Source organism: Soehngenia sp. (assembly GCF_055108775.1).
Map to the genome: position 1 here is coordinate 1 of NZ_JBSQIL010000042.1, position 16,064 is coordinate 16,064.

Genomic DNA, 16,064 nt, shown 5'->3' on the forward strand with positions numbered 1-16,064 from the left:
GATGTATTTGAGCTTTAAATTTAAAGCTCAAATACATCTTTTTTGGGAAATAATCCAAATTGGCCACCAGTATGAATAAATAAAATATTGTTATTACCTTTAAATCTTCCTTTTAGGTTTTCATTAAATAGTCCATAGAAAGCCTTTCCTGAATAGACTGGATCTAATAAAAACCCTTCACTTTGAGCAATTTTTTTAATAAACTCTAATTCCTCTACCCTGCTTATTGAATATCCTCTTCCAACATATCCGTCTATAATATTTATATCTTTTTTGCAAATATTTATCTTCTCAGGTAATATATCAACTGTTTCATCTATTAGTTCAGAAACTCGACAAACAAAATGTTCTGCAGTACTTGAAACATTAAATCCAATGATTTTTTTGTTAGCTCTATGTAATTGATTGCCTATATATAATCCTGAATAAGTTCCTCCTGAGCCGACAGGCACTACAATCGAATCAAATTCTATATTTAATTTTTTCTCTTGTATTAAAATCTCTTCAAAACAGTTTACATAGCCTAAAGTTCCAATCCCGTTAGATGCCCCTTCAGGTATTATATATGGTTTTATTCCAAGTTTTTCTAGATTTTCTTTAATATTCTTCATTATCTCATTTCGCCTAAAAGCATATTCATCAGCTGATATAAATATGATTTCAGCACCAAATAACTTATCTAATAAATAATTGCCATCAATTTCATCACTTTCATTACCCTTTAGTATGAGAGTACAGCTAAGCCCTAGTTTAGCAGCAACACAAGCTGTCGCTCTGGCATGGTTAGATTGTAAGGCTCCACAAGTTATTAAGTGATTAGCACCTTTTTCAAGTGCCTCTTTTAAACTAAATTCTAGTTTTCTTATCTTATTGCCTGAAAACTCAAATCCAGTATAATCATCTCTTTTAATATATATGTTTTTATTTAAATATCTAGAAACCTTTACCAATCTTTCTATGGGAGTTGGCAAATTTGCTAATTCTAGTTTTTCAATACCATAAAGCATGATAATCCCCCATTAACTATTTTTATCAATAAGTTTTTTTAATTTCTCTTCCATCATTTTTCTTCTATCTTCAGTATCATTTTTCTTTATTTCCACATTGAAACTAATAACATCACCTTCAGAAACATCTTCTGGAAACATTTCTTTAGGAAATGCATAAATTTTTTCAAAGATTTCTACAACTACAAGCTCTCCCTCAATCCTATCTACAATTCCAATACTTATCACATCCATCACCTACTTTGAAGTACTCACAGAATAATTAACTCCATCAGATTTGATAATAATTGTACCATCTAAATCAGTTCTAAACACTTCCGTTTTTATGATATTTAATCTATCTAAGACTCTTTTGCTTGGATGCCCATACGGGTTATCCTTTCCTACTTCTATAATAGAAACATCTGGCATAACTTTTTCTAAAAATATTTGACTGCTAGATGTATCGCTCCCATGATGAGCTACTTTCAAAACAACTGATTGTATGAAATGATTATTATTTATGATCTCTATTTCAGATTTTTCCTCAATATCTCCAGTAAATAGGCAAGAAAAATCGCCATATTCTACTCGCATCACAATTGAACTATTGTTGGCATCTTCTTTTGGTTCAAGAGGATTTAATATCTTTACATTTAATCCATCTAAATTAAATGTATCACCTGATTTTACTACGCTAAATGGGATATCTTTTTCATCAATTTTTTCTAGGTAATTTTCATAGGTTTTGCTTGTATGAACAAATCCACTATCCAAAACCTGATTAACTTTAAAATTATCCATTATATCGACAGCCCCACCTATATGATCAGAATGAGGATGAGTTGATACCAAAACATCTATAGTATCTACCCCTTGTCTATTTAGATATTCGATTAAAATATTTGAACTGCTTTTTGTCCCAGTGTCTATTAAAATTGTTTTTTTATTTGGAGTAATAATAAGAGAACTATCCCCTTGCCCAATATCGATAAAATGAATCTTTAAATCATCTGAATCGTTTAAGAAATCTAAAGAAAATTTGTCATTACTTTCTTGAATTGCTAAAAAAGCAATGATTATAAAGCTAAAAATTATGATATAAGATAAAACTTTTTTCACAATCCACCTCATCATTATGTACTAATCTCTATTTTACCATAATTTAACCTGTTTTAACACTTTTGGTATTATTTATATAATATATAGTAAAAAGAATAAATATAATGTATAATAATTTGTGTCTCTAAACTTATCCAATGGAGGAAACAAGATGAGTGAAAGCGTTTCACTTAAAGAAAAATTAGTTTCATATAATATAAGAGTAAATATTATAAATGGAGTATTTGCAGCTATAACGTTTAACTTAGTAAACCCATATTTAGCTAAATTTGCTGAAAGGCTAGGCGCAACAGATTACCAAATCGCCTATCTTACAAGTTTTCCATTTTTTATAAGCATCTTTGCATACATCCCAGGAGCTATTTTAATCGAGAGCTTAAGTGATAAAAAGAAAACCACTGCTGTGACTATGTTTATACATAAATTGTTTTATCTCTTTTTAGCACTTTTACCCTTTTTAAAGGGAATCAATCAAGCAAGTGTTTTTGTAATCCTCATAGGTCTTATGAATCTCCCTGGAGCAATCGCAACCATGGGATATCAATCGAGCATAGGTGATATATTTAAAATAGAAGATCGTGGAAATGCTATGGGCCTAAGAAATAAGTACTCCACAATATTTGCATTAGCAGTAACCTTTATATCAGGTCAATTACTAACTCATATTCCAAAAACAAATCAGGATTCTATCAGGCTATACCAAATATTTTTTGTATCTGCTTTTTTACTCTCATTGGGTGAAATTATCAGTTTCTTAAAGTTTAGAGGGATGAGAAGCAAGAAAAAGACAACAAGATATTTAGATTCACTGAAAATCACAATAAAAAATTTACCTAAAGAAAGAAATTTCATAGTGTTCACTCTTATATCAGCTTTCTTTTACATAGGATGGATGGGAGCACAACCACTGTTTAATATTTATACAATTAAAGTCTTAGGGGCAAATGAATTTTGGTTAAGTGCTATATCAATAGCTGGAAGCCTTTCATCAATACTCTCATTTACAAGATGGGCAAGATATGCAGATAAAAAGGGCAATAACTTTGCACTAGGCATAGCATTAATAGGAATGGCAATTACACCAATTTTCTATGTTATTTCAACAAACATATTTATGTTAGTTTTATTTAACATAGTAATAGGGATATCTGTAGCTGGTACAAATCTTATATTATTTAATATGCTATTAGAAGTAACACCTTCTATTAATAGGACAATTTACATCGCAGTATATAACACAATCACCGCAATAGTATCAGCAGTTGCTCCGATTATGGGAGTAGCTATAAAAGATATGACAAATATTGCAATAGCTCTTATAGTGATAGCTATATTGAGATTTATAGCTAGCATAATGTTTATATCTAGGGGAATAGTAAGAGAAAAGAACTAAAATAAAAGAGATGAATTTTCATCTCTTTTATTTTTGCCCATATTATATCTATATATCTATTTCTCTTAATTTATTTAGAACATCTTCTAGATTAGGTATTGATTTGCTGCTCCCATATTTCTCTACAGAAAGTGATGCCGCAGCTTGTGATAAGTTAATACAAGTTTCAAGTTTTCTTTCTGTCAATAGCCCATACACAAAAGCTCCATGAAATGCATCTCCAGCTCCTGTAGTATCAACAACATTTGCTTTAATTGCCTCTATTTTCTTTATTGCTCCTCTGTCTTCATACATTAACCCTTTTTCACCTAAAGTAACTATAACTCTTCCCTTAGTCATACTTTTTAACTCCCATATAGCAGCTTCAAAAGAATCTAATGATCCAGGTGAAATGTTCATTTTAGCTATAAATTGATTTATGAATCTTTCAGATGCAATTAAATAATCTGATGCATAAATGAGTTCATCTATATTTTCTCTATAGCTACCCGCATCAAAAACTAACTTTGCTTCTTTGTATTTTTTTATGAATTTTTGAGTTAATATTGGTTCATGCCCATCAAATAAAATTATCTTTGGTTTAAACTCGCATGATAAATCAAATGTTTCTAAATAATATTTTCCCTTATCTTTTCTATTAATAATTGTTCTTGATCCATTTTCCGTGTTGACTAGTATTATTGATATTGGAGTTTTATAAGAATCTAATGTTTTAGTCAAACTTAAGTCCACACCAACATCGGTTAATTCTTCTATCAGTTTTCTTCCAAATAAATCATTGCCTATAACACCACAAAACCCTACCTTTACCCCCCATTTTGCAAGAAGATAAGAGGCATTAGCAGCAGGTCCTCCAAGGCCCTCAATGCTATTAAAAATTTCATATTTAGAATTTTCAATAGGAAACTCATCAACTGGAAAGGTTAAATCATAGGCTGCATGTCCAATACACAATATTTCCAAGTATTCCAGCTCCTATCTAATTTATATTATTTTTCCTCTTCATAGATATTATTTAATGCTACTGATTTAGTTTTTATGAAGTTAGGTATAATTAATGCCAATATAGCAACAAGAAGTATTCCATATATACCGTATTTACCAACTGAACTTGCAGTTCTCCCTATTAAAATGCCTATGACTCCAAAATCGAAGTCCCCAAATGTTGTGTTTTGGAATCCTAAATTACCTAATACAGGTAACAATAAAGCAGGTAAAAAGCTTATAGCTAATCCATTAACGAAAGACCCTAACATGGCTCCTCTTCTGCCGCCGGTTGCATTCCCATAAATACCTGCTGTTGCTCCTGTGAAGAAATGAGGTACGAGTCCTGGTATAATTAATACACTTCCGACCGCCCCAAGTATAAGCATGCCAATTATTCCGCCAATAAAACTAAATAAAAATCCTATTATCACTGCTGTAGGTGCATATGTGAAGAAAACTGCGCAGTCAACTGCTGGTACAGCATTAGGTATTATTTTCTTTGATATTCCTTCAAAAGCAGGTATTAAATCTCCTAATATCATTCGAACTCCATTGTAAACTATTGTTACTCCTACTGCAAATTTAAAAGCTGTCATCATAGCAAAAACTATGAAATTAGTTCCCCCAGAAATTTCTTCAACAAATTGAGGCCCTGCAGCTATTGCTGCTATTAAATAGAACACTAACATCGTTATAGCTGTAGAAATTGTGGTATCTCTTAAAAATCCATATTTCTCTGGAACATTAATATCCTCTGTGCTTTCTTTTGGATTACCTACAAATTTCGCAACCCAAGCTGATAAATAATATCCTAAACTACCAAAATGTCCCATAGCTATATCATCGCCATCTGTTACCTTTAATGTATATCTTTGTCCAATGGCTGGTGAAATAGCACTCCAAGCTCCTAATAGCATTCCCCCTATTATGCTTAACTCAGCTCCCTCGAGTCCAGCAGTGCTTAGAACAGCAGATAATAAGCATGCCATAAAAAATGAATGATGTCCAGTTAAAAATATATATTTATATTTTGTAAATCTCGCAATAATTAAGTTAAAAACTAGCCCTATTATAAGAATAAACATGGTCTCTCTACCTAATATGTCTTGCGCAATAGCAACTATAGCTTCATTATTAGGAACAACCCCAGTGATATTAAATCCATGTTCAATCATTTTCCCCAAAGGATCAAGATTCGAAACGAGGAAATCAGCACCTGCCCCTAACATTAAATATCCTAAAATAGGTTTTAATGTCCCAGTCATTATCTTGTTAAAAGGCCTTTTTAATGCGATTAAACCTATTAATGATATTAATCCTAATAATAATGCAGGTTGTGTTAGAATATCTTGAGAAATGACTCTTAATAATTCCATATTCACGCCTCCTTAAATTATATTAACTCTTGTTTTTTTCGTTGTTTTTCTTTTGAAGTATTTCTAAAATATCTTCTTCGATTTTCTTCTTATTTACATAGCTTCTTACAACAGCAACATCCTTACCTTCAAACTGATTAGCTAATTCCTTAACTGTAACGATTAAATCACAATTTTTACCTTGTGCAGAATTCAAATCAGTAGATTCTACATCTGCATCTATACCATTTTCTTGACATATTTCATCGATTTTCATTTTAAGCATTAGACTGCTGCCAATTCCATTCCCACATACCGTAAATATTTTTAACATACTCACACCTCCTTTCAACTATGAATATTCTTTAATAATTTCTAATGCTTCTGCTTTACTAGTTGAAGATGAAATTTTTTGTAATGCTTCATCATTGTCCAATAATTTAGCTAGCTGTGATAAAGCTTTTAAATGAGTTTTTGAATCAGTTGCAGAAAAACATATTACAATATTTACTGGATCATTTTCTTTATTCCCAAAGTTTACTGGTTTTTTTAATGTAATCAAGCTGACCCCTACTTTTAATGCTCCTTTATCTGGCTGAGCATGTGGCATTGCAACTCCTTTTGTAACAACTATATAAGGCCCTATCTCTTTTACATTATCAATCATTGCTTGAATGTATTCTTCTGTTACGCAATTGTCCTTATATAACAAATTTCCCCCAAATTTTACAGCATCTACCCAATCTTTTGTTTCTACATTCAATTCTAGTGTTTCTTCTTTTAAAACATCTTTCAACATTTTCTGTTCCACTCCTTCCGTAAAGTCAAATTGTTTAACAAAAATATTTTCTAAATCTCTAGTCAATCCATTTTTATCATTTATTATGCAATATTTTGATACAATTTCTAGTATTTTATCTACCTCCACCATATTGTTCCTTAAATGAGAAAATTCATAATTTAATTCTTTTATATTTCTTTCAGTTAAAATTGGCCTAACATAAATTGTTTTAATATTTTTTACTGGTTTTATATTTACTGTTGATATAATAACATCTACATGATTATTACTCAAAATTCTATCAATTCTCCTTGAATTTGTAGCTGCTACTATATCTACATTAAACATCGATTCAATTTGCATTGCTAACCATTGAGAAGTCCCATATCCAGTATTACATACGATAAGAACCTTAGGTTTTGATTTGTTTTTCAATTTCTTCCTTTCTATTGCTGCCCCAAAATGAATTGTCAAATAACTAATTTCATCATCACTCACGGTCATGTTTTCAAAATCTTGAATCTCCATTAAACTGTCTTTAACTGATATGAATAAATCCTTATAATCATTAATTATTTCATCTAAAATTGGATTTTTAAGTTCTATATTATATTTTACTCGATAAATCATGGGCTTTAGGTGTTCTAATAAATATTTAAAAAGAAGTAAATCATCATTTAAATCAATGGAGACTTTCAAACTTACATTTTCTATAAGCTTCCTAGTTATAAGTTGAATCATTATTAAATCTGAATAATCTTTCTCTTTTCTTTGAACTAAATTACTTCCTAACAAACAAATAGTAAAATATATTCTTTCATTCTCATTTATTGTAATATTGTATTTTTCTTCTAATCTTTCAGCAAGGTAATTAGACATGACATATTCTTGAGTTAGTTTTATACTGTCTTTAAAATCTTCAAAATCTAAAACATGATTTTTTACTATTCTTCGTAAGCTTACATATATCCTGATTATTTGACTACTAAAAGCTATATCTGAGTAATCTACATTAAATAATTCTTCCATATCATAAAAAACGTTTTCAATAGTTTTAATATCATCTATATTAATAAAATCGCTCAGCTTCTTATACTCTAAATTATTCCCTACATCCCTGTATTCGTTCTTAATTGATTCAATAATAATATCTGATATGCAATTTCTTATATTACTTTCTTCTCCTAGAATACTATATCCTGAGGTAGTAGAATATTCTAATTTTATATTGTTATCAGCCAATTTATTTTTTAATTGTTTCATATCGCTATTTATTGTACTTCTGCTAACTTTTAGGATATCTTCAAAGTCTTTTATCTTTAATTTGCTACTATCATGTGTCGCGATACTAAGCAGTATAATAGTCTGTCTTTCTTCAGAAGTGTAAATATAATTATCTATATCTTTACTTGAAATATTGCTAATCAACATATCAATTTCATAATCAGTACCTGAAAATTTTATACCAAGATTCGGTTTTCTCGTCAATTTTTGTAAACCATTCTTTAATAAATAATCATCAATATTATCCAAATCATTTCTAATTGTCTTTTCACTTATATTAAAATAAGTACTCAGTTCTTTAACGCTAGTATAACCATTATTCTTAATTAATAATAACAATAATTCAGTCGCTCTTTTATAAAGCATAACATCAACCACATCCATTCTCTTTATATTAATTTTATCATGTAATATTAATTTTTCTAAGTGCATAATAGTTCAACTCAAATGTGGTAATTTTTAATATCAAACATAAACTATAATACTATAAAATAAAAGAGATGAATTTTCATCTCTTTTATTTTTGCCCATATGTCTTAAATTTTTCAATAATTTTATCCATCTCTCTATCATCAATTATTATAGGTTCACCAGTATTTTTAGACTTTATGTATAGTTCTGATACATATTCTATATCTTCTAGAATACTAAATGCTTCAGAGATACTACTTCCTCCTGTGAGCACTCCATGGTTTGCTAATAGAACTGCCTTTCTATCTATCATTGCATTATATGCATTTTTAGCTAATTCTTCCGTACCAAAAGTTGCATATTCTGCACATCTTATATCTTTACCTGCGGACACTATCATATAGTGAACTGCGGGTAAATCTACTCTCAAACAAGATAGTACAGTAGAATAAACTGTATGAGCATGTACTATTGAATCTATATCATTTCTATTTTCATAAAAAATCCTATGTAGATTATACTCACTTGAAGGTTTTTTAGCACCTTCTACTACATTCCCATTTAAATCCATTATAACTATGTCTTCTATTTGAGTTTTAAAATAATCAATTCCACTTGGAGTTATTGCAAACAACTTTTTTTCTCTATCGAAAATACTAAGATTCCCACTCGTCCCCTTAGTCAAGTTCTTCTCAATAAGTTTCTTTCCGTATTCAACTAACAAAGCTCTTTCATCTAACAATAGCATTTTATCACCTAACACTTTCATAGCCATTGGGATTGTTTATCTGCCAGTTATATGAGTCTCTACACATGTCCTCTAAATTATATTGAGTTTCAAACTTAAGTTCTTCTTTTGCCTTAGTAGGATCTGCATAACATATATCTATATCCCCAGGTCTTCTATCTACTATTTCATATGGTATCTTTACTCCATTGGCTTTTTCAAATGCCTTAACCACATCTAGTACACTATAACCTATTCCAGTGCCTAAATTGTATGTAAAAATTCCATTATCCTTATTGATTTTCTCCAGTGCTTTTAAATGTCCTACTGCTAAATCAACTACATGAATATAGTCTCTTACTCCAGTTCCATCATGGGTGTTGTAGTCATTTCCAAACACATTTAGCTTTTCTCTTCTCCCTAAAGCAACTTGAGTAATATAAGGCATGAGGTTATTTGGTATGCCATTTGGATCTTCACCAATTCTACCACTTTTATGTGCCCCAATTGGATTGAAATACCTCAAAATCGATATACTATATGAATTATCTGAAGTATATAGATCCCTTAGAATCTGCTCTATCATGAATTTGCTCCACCCATAAGGATTCGTAGCTTTAAGCGGCATGTCTTCAGTAAATGGAGCTTTATTTATATCACCATAAACAGTTGCAGAAGAACTAAATACTATTTTTTTTACATTGTGTCCTTTCATCAATTGAAGGAGATTGATTGTGCCAGTAACATTGTTTTGGTAGTACATAAGAGGTTTTTCAACCGATTCTCCTACAGCCTTAAGTCCCGCAAAATGAATTACTGCATCTATTTTGTTCTCACTAAAAACTCTATCTAAAGCATCTTTGTAAAGTAGATCTTCCCTATGGAATTTAGGTTTTTTCATAGTTAATTCTTCGATTCTCTTTAAGACTTCCATTTTGCTATTGGATAGATTGTCAATGATAACCACATCATATCCAGCATTTAATAATTCTACACATGTGTGACTTCCGATATACCCTAAACCACCTGTAACAAGTAATGCCATTTAATCCCTCCTATTTATCATTTTCTTTAGTCTTGTTTTTATTAAATTAGTCATGCTATCGACTTCATCAATCTTTAGATTGAAAATTATCCCGAAATATGCTAAAGCCCCAATTACAATTGCAATAATGAGTGCAACCTCTTCAACTACCCTAACTATAAAGACTCTATAAACAAGCCATGCAATAATCCCCATTATTAAAGATGCAACGATTACCTTAGAAAAAGTAATAACTGTTTTCTTTAAACCAAGTGGCCCAATCTTTCTTCTTAAATTTAAAAGTAAAAGCCCTGTAGAAAATAAAGCTGAAATACTGGTAGCCAAAGCTAATCCTCCTATTCCTAGATACCTAGATAGCACAATATTTAACACTATATTCATAACAACTGCTATAGAACTATTTATCATTGGTGTTTTTGTATCTTGCTGAGAATAAAAGGCTCTTGAAAGTATATCTCTAAGACCAAATCCAATCATACCTATTGAGTAGAATAATAAAGCACTTGTTGTCAAAATAATTGCATTTGAATCGAAAGCTCCTCTTCCAAACAAGAGCTTAATTATTGGCTCTGCAAATATCATTGCACCAACTGTTATTGGCATAATCAGAATGCTAATTGAATTCATAGATTCATTAATAGCACTTTTTAAGCCTTTAATATTATCATTAGCAGCCATTTTAGATATGCTTGGATAAAGCACAGTAGCAACAGGAGCTACAATAAGACCTTGAACAAAGCCATTTAATCTATTAGCATAATTTAATGCAGATATCCCTCCAACTACAAGCCCTGATGCAATTGTCCTATCTACTAAAGTATTTATTTGATTAACAGATACCCCTATAATCACGGGCAATGCAATAATCATTAAATTTTTCAAATGTTCATCTTTAAAATTAATAGTAAAGTTATGTCTATAGCCAGTCTTTTTGATAGATGGTAACAAAATAAATAATTGTGATGAAGTAGCTATTACACTACCTAGTATTAAAAACAATGGATCATTGTTTGCACTGATAGCTATGGCTATCATAATTATTATATTATATGGTATTCCAATGAGAGCAGGAGTGAGGAATCTATTATTTAATTGCAAATATGCACTATAGATATATGTAGTACCTGTAAAATAAATACCCACTAGGCTTAACTTAGTAAATCTGATTGCCATAGCTAAAGTTTCTCCTTTGAATCCTGAAGCAAACAATTTTACTATAGGTTCTGTAAAAATAAGCCCAATAACTACCAGTATTGTCGATACCAAAATCAATATATTAACTAAATTACTTGTAAATTTATTTGCATCGCTCTCCCCATGCTTTTCTCTAATCTGACTAAACATAGGAATAAAACCAGTAGAAAGCCCCGCCCCAATAAAAGAAAATATCACCGCAGGTATAGTAAGAGAAATAAGGTATGCATCAGATGTCGCAGATGCTCCATAAAAGTATGATAGAACTAATTCCCTAAAAAAACCAAATACTTTTGAAAATATAGTTATAATCATTATGATAATTGCTGTTTTTTTCATAATGCTCCCCAATCTAAAATAATCTACTAAGTTACTTAGTAGATTATATCACAAGGATGATTCAATGGGGAGAATGATTTTTTAGAATGTGATTAAAAACTTCACTTATTCAATTGTAAAACTAAATTAGACCTTTTTTTGCTTTGCAGTCTAATTTAGTCTTACAAACTGATGGGTCTAATTTAATCTTACAAATTTTTAATAAACTAATTTTGTTCTGGTAGCCTTCGGGGAATTTTCTTCACATCATTTTCAGGTTCCCATGTCAATATCGGCTTGATTTATAGTATCATTATGTTATGTCCGGATAATAGCTCCAAGGAGGAACTATTATGGTTAAACATTTAACTTATGATGATAGATTGACTATTCAAGAACTACTAAAATCAGGATCTTCATTATCAGTAATTTCAAGAGAACTAAATAGACATAAATCCACCATTTCTAGGGAGATTTCTCTTAGATCCACCTTCAATAAAAATGGTTGCTATGGCCGTTGCTATAATGCATGTATTCATAGATTCGATTGTGATATTAGGAATATTTGCAAGAATAGTAAATGCAATAAACATGTTAGCTACTGCAGGTTTTGTGAAAATTGCAATAGTAACTGTCAATATTTTAAAGAAGACCTATGTAATAAACTAACTATCTCTCCCTATGTTTGCAATGGCTGCAATGATAGGAATAAATGCACTCTTACCAAGAAGCTTTATTCAGCTAAAGTAGCTCAAAAAGATTATGAGAAAATATTGGTTGATTCTAGATCTGGTATTGAATATTCTCATGAGGAGATTAAAGTGATTGATGATATTATTACTCCATTAGTTAGTCAAGGACAATCAATACATCATATTTATGCAAATAACAAAGATATTATTATGATTAGTGAAAAAACATTGTATAAATATATTGATAATGGTATCTTGTCTGTTAATAATATCGATTTGCCTAGAAAAGTTAGATATCATCCTAGAAAGAAAAAACAAATGGGATACAAAGTTGATAAGTCTTGTTTAAAAGGTAGAAGGTACGATGATTACCTAGATTTTCTAAATGATAACAAAGATATTTCTATTGTTGAAATGGATACTGTAGAGGGTAGAAAAGGCGGTAAGGTTTTACTTACAATACACTTTATTGATACTTCATTTATGCTTATGTTCTTAAGAGATTCAAATGATGCTAGAAGTGTTACAGAGTGGTTTAAATGTATTTACGAAGCGGTTGGTGCTGAGGATTATAAGGCATTATTTCCTGTAATATTGACTGATAATGGAAGTGAATTTTCAGATCCAGGTAAAATTGAAAAAATACAAAGTGATGAGAAGCTGACAAATGTATTTTATTGCTATCCTTATTCTGCATACTTGAAGCCAGAAGTTGAAAATAATCATCAATTAATTCGCAGAATACTACCAAAAGGAAGTAGCATGGATCATCTAACACAGGCAGATATCCGTTTGGTTATGTCTCATGTAAATTCTTATACAAGAAAGAAGCTGAATGACCAATCTCCATTTGATGCATTCAGCTCCAGATACGGTTTTAAATTAATTAACGCATTAGGCATCGAGAAAATAAATCCTAATGATATTATTTTAAAACCAAGTCTAATAAAATAATATAATTTGTTATCCGGACATTTCATATTAATTCTAGGGGTCTAATTTAGTCTTACAAAAAATTTGGATTTTAGTAGACCTCTAAAAACTATGTCCAAAATTAATTTTTATACCATAATTATAGCATAAAAATTTGCTATTAAAGCTAGTTTTTAAAAAAATAAACTATTTTAAATTGTTTATTTTACTAATTTATTGGGTGGGTCTAATTTAAGTTTACAAAGTCTAATTTAGTTTTACAATTGACCAAAAACTTCACTTCACAAACTTTACATATTCCCATTTTAGTGGAGTTCCTTTTCTTAAATCAGAAGTGCTCAAATTCCCAATTACATCATTAATATATTTGGGTGGCAGTCCATAGCCTGGCCTTATTGATTTTACATTATCTTCAGTAAATTTTTCACCAGCTTTTATATCTTTTACAACAAATAATGATCTGCCTAATATTCTATTATTCTTTTTCTTTTCGTTCATACTATAGTCAACTTTACCTAGAGCCTTTTCAGCATCTCTTATAGAATCCACCATTTGTTTGAATTCATGAGGTTCTAGTGAAAAACTCGAATCAGGTCCTCCAATTGATTTATCAAGTATAAAATGTTTCTCTATCACTCTTGCACCTAAAGCAATCGACATAATTGGAACAGTTATTCCAAGAGTGTGATCTGATAATCCTACCTCAACCCCAAAGGTTTCTTTCATGTTGGGTATTGTATTAAGATTTGCATCTTCTATCTTTGCAGGATATGCAGATGTACACTTCAATAAAATTATCTGATTGTTCCCCATACGTTTGCACGCATCCACTGCTTCTTCAATATCACTTAAGGAAGCAATCCCAGTGGACATAATCATAGGTTTTCCTTTTGAAGCAACGTATTCAATCAATGGTATATCAAGTATTTCATATGATGCAATTTTATAAGCAGGAACATCTATACTCTCTAAAAAATCAACAGCTGATTTGTCAAATGGTGTTGAAAAGAAAACCAAACCCAAATCATTAGCATATTTTTTTAATTCTATATGCCATTCCCATGGCAAATATGCCTCATCATATAAATCATATAAAGTTCTGCCATCCCAAATAGTTCCATTATTTAATTTAAAATATTCATTGTCGCAGTCAATTGTCAATGTATCAGGGGTATATGTCTGCACTTTGATTGCATCTGCTCCAGCTTCTTTAGCAGCTTTTATGGTTTTTTTAGCAATGTTAATGTCATTGCCATGGTTAGCAGATAATTCTGCTATGATAAAAACCTTTTCACTGATATGAAAGTAATCGATTTTCATAATCCTGCCTCCTTAGAATGAGTTTAACAACACTCCCATTCTTATCAATCTCTTTAAAGTAAAAACTTGTGAATAGCCTTATTGAAGCAATATTTTTTTCTAAAACAAAAGCAATTATATTATCGACTTTACTATTTTCTGAAAATAACTTATCAATACTTTGCTTTAGGAGAAATTTGGAAAACCCTCTACCTCTTAGTTTGTCTGATAAGCTTATACTAACTATTGCACTATCCCCATTAAGCTTAAACCTAATTTGCCCTAATAATGAATCTCTACTATCCACTACGACGTAAAAAACAGTATGTTCATCTTCTAATACATTGTAAAACCATTGAACATGATCTTGCCACGAAATTTTATTCGTGTTTATTGAATGTTTTCTCACAAAATCGTCATTTGAAAGCTCAAATACATCTATGATATCTTTTTTTTCAACTTTTCTTAGACATATTCCTTCAGTATCTATTATATCCCCTAATAGAGCGTCTATAATTCTTTTTCTACCTTTTTTATCTATAATATATTCCATTTCTTCTGATATTTTCTTTCTGTTTTCATATTGTTTTAAATCAAAAAAATTTTGCTGTAGTTTCAATATAAAATTATCTTCATTATAGGTCAAACTTATTTCAGAATTCAAATACTCCTTAAGTGATTCAATGTTATTTTTTTGATTCTCTGCAACTTGAATTGCAATAAAAGGTGTTTTTGTCGAAATAAGTTCATATATTGTTTGTCCTGCAGCAGAAATAGCTATATCTGCACTATACATGATCTTATACATATCTGTTTCAGATAAATCTTTATGGTATAATACGTTATTAAGTTTATTTGTTGAAATTAATTTTGCATATTGAAACGAATCCACAATAATATCAAAAAAAATATCTGGGTTCTTTTCACAAATATATTTAATCAATAAGGGTATTAGATTTCTTATATCTGTTCCCCCCATAATAATTAATCCTCTACTTACGCTTTTATTTAATTTCTTCTCTTCATCAACGCAAAAAGCTGATCTTAAAATTACATATTTCGAACCTTTCAGAACCCTTTCTTCAGGCATATAAGAATAGTCAATATGTCTACAATTTAAGGAAGGATTGACAATTATACCTTTAGGGTAATTAATTCTACCATTATCATCAATATATAAAGCCCTTTTAGATTGTAAAGCTATTTTTTCATAGCATTTATAATCGGCCAAATATGAATCTACAATGACATAATCCTCATTAGATAAAGTTTTTTCTAAATACTCAACGTTTAGCCAATCTTCAATTCTATAAGCTTTACCGTTTAATAAAACCTTATTATCAACATCACCATAAATTATCAATTCAGCCTCAATATTTCTACTATATATTTCATCATATATAGCAATGCATCTTGATAAATGTCCATACCCTATGCTTTTTCCAGCTTCAGTTAAAATTTTAACTTTCATTATTATCAATCCTACTTACTTTATTTTCTTCTGCTCAATGTGAGCATTTATTTCATAAAGTTCTGG

At 30.2% G+C, this 16,064-nt stretch carries 14 protein-coding genes; 2 read left to right on the forward strand and 12 right to left on the reverse strand.

Annotated elements, in window-relative coordinates; genetic code table 11:
- Positions 1-20: 20 nt before the first annotated feature.
- Genes ACTB1H_RS06380 through ACTB1H_RS06390 form a run of 3 tightly spaced genes read right to left on the reverse strand, consistent with a single transcriptional unit; the run spans position 21 to position 2,108 of the window.
- Entirely contained in the window at positions 21-1,007 is a 987-nt protein-coding gene (locus ACTB1H_RS06380) for a D-cysteine desulfhydrase family protein (RefSeq protein WP_463262003.1), read from the reverse strand.
- 12 nt (positions 1,008-1,019) lie between these two features.
- Positions 1,020-1,241 carry a DUF3006 domain-containing protein gene (locus tag ACTB1H_RS06385; protein WP_463262004.1) on the reverse strand — a complete coding sequence of 74 codons (222 nt, stop codon included), beginning with the start codon at positions 1,239-1,241 and terminating at the stop codon, positions 1,020-1,022.
- 3 nt (positions 1,242-1,244) lie between these two features.
- Entirely contained in the window at positions 1,245-2,108 is an 864-nt protein-coding gene (locus ACTB1H_RS06390) for a ComEC/Rec2 family competence protein (RefSeq protein ID WP_463262005.1), read from the reverse strand.
- Between the two features lie 151 nt (positions 2,109-2,259).
- Here ACTB1H_RS06390 and ACTB1H_RS06395 point away from each other — a divergent pair, with 151 nt between their 5' ends.
- Positions 2,260-3,501, forward strand: a complete 1,242-nt coding sequence (locus ACTB1H_RS06395; protein WP_463262006.1) for an MFS transporter — start codon at positions 2,260-2,262, stop codon at positions 3,499-3,501.
- 48 nt (positions 3,502-3,549) lie between these two features.
- Here ACTB1H_RS06395 and ACTB1H_RS06400 read toward each other — a convergent pair whose 3' ends face one another.
- The 7 genes from ACTB1H_RS06400 to murJ form a co-directional block, all read right to left on the reverse strand.
- Positions 3,550-4,464 (reverse strand): carbohydrate kinase family protein, encoded by a 915-nt coding sequence (locus ACTB1H_RS06400; RefSeq protein ID WP_463262007.1) that lies wholly within the window; start codon positions 4,462-4,464, stop codon positions 3,550-3,552.
- Between the two features lie 26 nt (positions 4,465-4,490).
- Positions 4,491-5,864: a PTS ascorbate transporter subunit IIC gene (locus tag ACTB1H_RS06405; protein ID WP_463262008.1), complete on the reverse strand. Its 1,374-nt coding sequence runs from the start codon at positions 5,862-5,864 to the stop codon at positions 4,491-4,493.
- A gap of 22 nt (positions 5,865-5,886) precedes the next feature.
- On the reverse strand, positions 5,887-6,177 hold the full coding sequence (locus ACTB1H_RS06410) for a PTS sugar transporter subunit IIB (protein WP_463262009.1): 291 nt from the start codon (positions 6,175-6,177) through the stop codon (positions 5,887-5,889).
- 18 nt (positions 6,178-6,195) lie between these two features.
- Positions 6,196-8,274, reverse strand: coding sequence for a BglG family transcription antiterminator (locus tag ACTB1H_RS06415; protein WP_463262010.1), 2,079 nt, complete (start codon positions 8,272-8,274; stop codon positions 6,196-6,198).
- Between the two features lie 151 nt (positions 8,275-8,425).
- Positions 8,426-9,088: an L-fuculose-phosphate aldolase gene (locus tag ACTB1H_RS06420; RefSeq protein WP_463262011.1), complete on the reverse strand. Its 663-nt coding sequence runs from the start codon at positions 9,086-9,088 to the stop codon at positions 8,426-8,428.
- On the reverse strand, positions 9,072-10,091 hold the full coding sequence (gene galE / locus ACTB1H_RS06425) for a UDP-glucose 4-epimerase GalE (RefSeq protein WP_463262012.1): 1,020 nt from the start codon (positions 10,089-10,091) through the stop codon (positions 9,072-9,074). Before galE ends, ACTB1H_RS06420 begins: the two co-directional genes overlap by 17 nt.
- Positions 10,092-11,624: a murein biosynthesis integral membrane protein MurJ gene (gene murJ / locus ACTB1H_RS06430; RefSeq protein ID WP_463262013.1), complete on the reverse strand. Its 1,533-nt coding sequence runs from the start codon at positions 11,622-11,624 to the stop codon at positions 10,092-10,094.
- A 332-nt stretch (positions 11,625-11,956) separates the two neighbouring features.
- On the opposite strand from murJ, the gene ACTB1H_RS06435 reads away from it, so the two are divergent.
- Positions 11,957-13,249, forward strand: a complete 1,293-nt coding sequence (locus ACTB1H_RS06435; protein WP_463262014.1) for an IS30 family transposase — start codon at positions 11,957-11,959, stop codon at positions 13,247-13,249.
- 255 nt (positions 13,250-13,504) lie between these two features.
- On the opposite strand, the gene pseI is transcribed toward ACTB1H_RS06435, so the two are convergent.
- Together pseI and ACTB1H_RS06445 are read right to left on the reverse strand one after the other, a co-directional pair.
- Positions 13,505-14,548, reverse strand: a complete 1,044-nt coding sequence (gene pseI, locus ACTB1H_RS06440) for a pseudaminic acid synthase (RefSeq protein WP_463262015.1) — start codon at positions 14,546-14,548, stop codon at positions 13,505-13,507.
- Positions 14,520-15,998, reverse strand: a complete 1,479-nt coding sequence (locus tag ACTB1H_RS06445) for a GNAT family N-acetyltransferase (RefSeq protein ID WP_463262016.1) — start codon at positions 15,996-15,998, stop codon at positions 14,520-14,522. The genes pseI and ACTB1H_RS06445 overlap by 29 nt, the downstream gene beginning before the upstream one ends.
- Positions 15,999-16,064 lie beyond the last annotated feature (66 nt).

What these genes read in the sequence shown, in the direction of transcription:
- ACTB1H_RS06380 (WP_463262003.1), bottom strand. Translation starts at nt 1,007, where the DNA reads ATGCTTTATGGTATTGAAAAACTAGAATTAGCAAATTTGCCAACTCCC.
- ACTB1H_RS06385 (WP_463262004.1), bottom strand. Translation starts at nt 1,241, where the DNA reads ATGGATGTGATAAGTATTGGAATTGTAGATAGGATTGAGGGAGAGCTT.
- ACTB1H_RS06395 (WP_463262006.1), top strand. Translation starts at nt 2,260, where the DNA reads ATGAGTGAAAGCGTTTCACTTAAAGAAAAATTAGTTTCATATAATATA.
- ACTB1H_RS06405 (WP_463262008.1), bottom strand. Translation starts at nt 5,864, where the DNA reads ATGGAATTATTAAGAGTCATTTCTCAAGATATTCTAACACAACCTGCA.
- ACTB1H_RS06410 (WP_463262009.1), bottom strand. Translation starts at nt 6,177, where the DNA reads ATGTTAAAAATATTTACGGTATGTGGGAATGGAATTGGCAGCAGTCTA.
- ACTB1H_RS06415 (WP_463262010.1), bottom strand. Translation starts at nt 8,274, where the DNA reads ATGCTTTATAAAAGAGCGACTGAATTATTGTTATTATTAATTAAGAAT.
- ACTB1H_RS06420 (WP_463262011.1), bottom strand. Translation starts at nt 9,088, where the DNA reads ATGAAAGTGTTAGGTGATAAAATGCTATTGTTAGATGAAAGAGCTTTG.
- galE (WP_463262012.1), bottom strand. Translation starts at nt 10,091, where the DNA reads ATGGCATTACTTGTTACAGGTGGTTTAGGGTATATCGGAAGTCACACA.
- murJ (WP_463262013.1), bottom strand. Translation starts at nt 11,624, where the DNA reads ATGAAAAAAACAGCAATTATCATAATGATTATAACTATATTTTCAAAA.
- ACTB1H_RS06435 (WP_463262014.1), top strand. Translation starts at nt 11,957, where the DNA reads ATGGTTAAACATTTAACTTATGATGATAGATTGACTATTCAAGAACTA.
- pseI (WP_463262015.1), bottom strand. Translation starts at nt 14,548, where the DNA reads ATGAAAATCGATTACTTTCATATCAGTGAAAAGGTTTTTATCATAGCA.
- ACTB1H_RS06445 (WP_463262016.1), bottom strand. Translation starts at nt 15,998, where the DNA reads ATGAAAGTTAAAATTTTAACTGAAGCTGGAAAAAGCATAGGGTATGGA.